Origin of the sequence: Dyadobacter frigoris (genome assembly GCF_005280585.1) — a bacterium.
Lineage (GTDB): Bacteria > Bacteroidota > Bacteroidia > Cytophagales > Spirosomataceae > Dyadobacter > Dyadobacter frigoris.
Genome location: NZ_SZVO01000046.1, coordinates 1 through 3,735 on the forward strand (window position 1 = coordinate 1; position 3,735 = coordinate 3,735).

The following is a 3,735-nucleotide window of genomic DNA, read 5'->3' on the forward strand; positions in this document are numbered from 1 at the left end:
AACAGTGGTACGCAGGCAGCTAAGGAAGCAGGAAACATGGTGGATTTGGATAATGATCCTACCAAACTGATTGAAATCGTAGAAATCGGAAAGCAGCTTTTGATGACCCGCGGTACGCTGACAACCTTCTCGATCGCAAACGACGTTGCCAAATATTTCGCCATCATCCCTGCCTTGTTTATCGCTTCGATACCAGCGCTTAAAGGTTTGAATATCATGGATCTGAACAGCCCGGAAAGTGCGATTTTGTCAGCTGTGATCTTTAACGCGATCATCATTCCGATACTGATCCCATTGGCCTTGAAAGGTGTGACTTACAAACCAATTGGCGCCAGTGCATTGCTAAGAAGAAACCTTTTTATCTACGGTTTGGGAGGTATAATTGTGCCTTTTATCGGGATTAAACTGATTGATATGGTGGTCAGTATCTGGTTGTAATTATTGATCATAATGTCCATGAACACTGATAACAAGGATGTCTTTTTCAGAGACCGGCTTATAGATCAAACGATGTTCGTCCGTAATACGTCTGCTCCAATAGCCCTTATACTGATGTTTAAGACCTTCGGGTTTACCGAGTCCTTCGAAAGGGTGTTTGTGGATATCATTGATCAATTCAAAAACTTTTTTTACCAGGCGGGGTTCGCTTTTGGACCAGTGTGTGAGATCTTCGATTACCTGAAGAGAAAAGATAGTGTTATTCATTCCTGGGCTATGTGCTTTACAAACTGTTCAAAGCTATCTCCATTGAAGGAAATCACATTCCCTTTTTCGAAGTCGTCGATGGACTTATCAAGCCTGGAGAAATATTCTTCACGACTCTCTTCACGTAAAATTCCAGGCGATGCCTTATCCGTAATACTGATCGTAACCTCACTGTCTTTGGATACACTAAGCAAAGCCCTGATTTTTGAAATCAATTCGTCGGTGAACTCAGAAGATTTAATTTTTAGTACAGCTTCCATAAAATCTAAATTTCTTTAAAGTTAAAATAAATAAAAATGAAAACGAACCTATTTCCCGCAATCAAATTAACCGCTATCACGCTGATTTTCTTTGCCGGGGTTTACACAATCATCATCTGGGGAATTGCCCAGCTTGCTCCAAACCACGGAAATGGACAGGTGGTAATGCAAAATGGTAAAAAGTACTATGCCAACGTAGGCCAGACTTTTACCGAAGATAAATATTTCAACTCCCGCCCTTCGGCTGTGGATTATAACGCGGCAGGTAGTGGTGGCAGCAACAAAGCACCTTCAAATCCTGAATATCTTCAAACAGTTCAAGCGCGGATCGATACGTTTTTAGTACATAATCCGGAAGTCAAAAAACAGGATATTCCTGTGGAACTGGTAACGGCTAGTGGCAGTGGTCTTGATCCTGATATTTCTCCAAATGCGGCGCTAATTCAGCTCAAAAGAGTTGCCAAAACAAGAAACGTCTCTGAGCAAAACATTCAGAAACTAATCGAAGAAAACACCGAAGCCCCTTTGCTTGGACTTTTGGGACCTGCAAAAGTGAATGTTTTGAAACTGAATATGGCACTTGATCAGGTTAAATAAATGCATGGATTACTCAACGTTATAATTTGAAATCTCAACAACAATAAAGAATCCAGTACACTTACCAGAATGAAAATGAATAAATTATTTTTAATTGCCGCCGGAATTTTTTCTATTCCGGTCATTGCCCAGGATACCATTTCAATTGAAAAAGCAAAACCAAATCCATTAACTTTTTCAGGTTACGTTGAAGCTTTTTATAGTTATGATTTTAACAAACCAGCCAACCACGAACGACCGGGATTTTTATATAATTACAACAAACACAATGAAGTAAATTTAAATCTGGGACTTTTTAAAGTTAACTACAATACCGAAAATGTAAGGGCAAACCTGGCTGTGATGGCCGGTACTTATCCGCAGTATAATCTGGCAGCAGAACAAGGATTATTGAAAAATATCTTTGAAGCCAACGTTGGAATCAAAATTTCAAAGAAAAACAATCTCTGGGTTGATGCGGGAATTATGCCTTCGCATATCGGGTTTGAAAGTGCGATTGGAAAGGACAACTGGAATTTGACGCGTAGTATTTTGGCCGAAAATTCTCCTTATTATGAGGCAGGTGTAAAAATTGGTTTTACCAGTAAAGACGAAAAATTGTACGCAGCAGCGATGTATCTGAACGGCTGGCAGCGTATCCAGAAAATTCCTGGAAACCAGACGCCTGCTTTTGGGACACAATTAACTTATAAACCGTCTTCAAATGCGACTTTGAACTGGAGTACATATATAGGAAATGAGCAGCCGGACAGCACAAAACAATGGCGCTATTTTAACAACATTTACGGACAGTTCCAGTTAACAGACAAATTTGGTTTGACTGCCGGATTTGATATTGGAATGCAGCAAAAAAGTAAAGGAAGCAGTAGTTACAATGTATGGTATACGCCGGTTTTAATTGCCAGGTATATGCCGAATGAAAAAGTCAGGATTGCAGCCAGGGGAGAATATTATGCAGACGAAAAGGGAGTTATCATTAGTACGGGAACGCCAAACGGTTTTAAAACTTTTGGTTACTCTGCCAACTTCGATTACTTGCCGGCGCAAAATGTAATGTTCAGACTGGAAGCACGGGCTTTTAACAGCAAAGACGATATCTTTTCAAAAGATGCCGGCACCAGCAACCAGAATTATTTCGTAACATCATCCGTTGCCCTATCGTTTTGATGACTGAAAAAGAAAACAACGTAAAACACTTTCTGGACCTGATCAAAAAATCCAGAAAAGGCAAGTTTAAAATCTACATCGGCATGAGTGCCGGTGTAGGTAAAACTTACCGGATGCTGCAGGAGGCCCACACATTGATGCGTAACGGCATTGATGTGAAAGTCGGTTATATAGAGACCCATAACCGTAAAGAAACGCACGACTTGCTGGAAGGCCTGCCCATTATTCCAAGAAGAAAACTTTTTTACAAAGGAAAAGAACTGGAAGAGTTTGACTTGCAGGCTGTTATAAGCCTTCGGCCAGAAATTGTTATTGTTGACGAACTTGCCCATACCAATATCGAAGGCAGCAAAAATGATAAACGCTGGCAGGATGTGATGGAAATTCTCGACGCGGGGATCAACGTGATCAGCGCCGTTAATATTCAGCATATTGAAAGTTTAAACGAAGAAATTAAACAGATTACGGGCGTTGAAGTCAAGGAAAGAATTCCGGATAGTGTGCTTCAACAAGCGGACGAAGTGGTTAATATTGACCTGACGGCAGACGAGCTGATCACCCGTTTAAAGGAAGGGAAAATCTACACAGCTGAAAAAGTGCCAACTGCACTTAACAATTTTTTCACCTCCGGAAATATTCTGCAATTACGTGAGTTGGCGCTTAAAGAAGTTGCAAGCCAGGTCGTTAGAAAGGTTGAAACGGAGGTAACTTCGAGAAGTGTGACGGCTTTGAAACCTAATAAATTTATGGCCTGTATCAGCAGCAATGCACAAACTTCGAAAAATGTCATTAGAAAAACAGCGAGGCTTGCCAGTTATTATAACAGTCCGTGGGTGTTGCTTTATGTGCAAACGCCGAAGGAAAGTATGGATAAAATTGCGCTGGACAAACAACGCCATCTGATCAATAATTTCAAACTGGCCACTGAATTGGGAGGCGAAATAATCCGGGTCGAAAGCGCACATGTTTCCAGAACCATTATGGAAGTTGCCGAGCAAAGACAAAT

The 3,735-nt window shown here is 40.9% G+C and carries 5 protein-coding genes and 1 pseudogene; 4 read left to right on the forward strand and 2 right to left on the reverse strand.

Features of this window, described 5'->3' with window-relative positions; translation table 11 throughout:
* Positions 1-438, forward strand: a pseudogene (locus FDK13_RS35075) (potassium-transporting ATPase subunit B); the annotation flags it as partial.
* Here the strand turns inward: FDK13_RS35075 and FDK13_RS35080 are convergent.
* Positions 439-705, reverse strand: a complete 267-nt coding sequence (locus FDK13_RS35080; RefSeq protein ID WP_137344661.1) for a Txe/YoeB family addiction module toxin — start codon at positions 703-705, stop codon at positions 439-441. It lies immediately after the preceding pseudogene.
* Positions 702-965: a hypothetical protein gene (locus FDK13_RS35085; RefSeq protein ID WP_137344662.1), complete on the reverse strand. Its 264-nt coding sequence runs from the start codon at positions 963-965 to the stop codon at positions 702-704. Before FDK13_RS35085 ends, FDK13_RS35080 begins: the two co-directional genes overlap by 4 nt.
* A gap of 36 nt (positions 966-1,001) precedes the next feature.
* Here FDK13_RS35085 and FDK13_RS35090 point away from each other — a divergent pair, with 36 nt between their 5' ends.
* The 3 genes from FDK13_RS35090 to FDK13_RS35100 form a co-directional block, all read left to right on the forward strand.
* Positions 1,002-1,562, forward strand: coding sequence for a K(+)-transporting ATPase subunit C (locus FDK13_RS35090; RefSeq protein ID WP_137344663.1), 561 nt, complete (start codon positions 1,002-1,004; stop codon positions 1,560-1,562).
* A gap of 75 nt (positions 1,563-1,637) precedes the next feature.
* On the forward strand, positions 1,638-2,729 hold the full coding sequence (locus FDK13_RS35095; RefSeq protein ID WP_137344664.1) for a porin: 1,092 nt from the start codon (positions 1,638-1,640) through the stop codon (positions 2,727-2,729).
* A partial coding sequence (locus FDK13_RS35100) for a sensor protein KdpD (protein ID WP_170983023.1) occupies positions 2,729-3,735 on the forward strand: 1,007 nt, incomplete at its 3' end. The genes FDK13_RS35095 and FDK13_RS35100, both read left to right, overlap by 1 nt.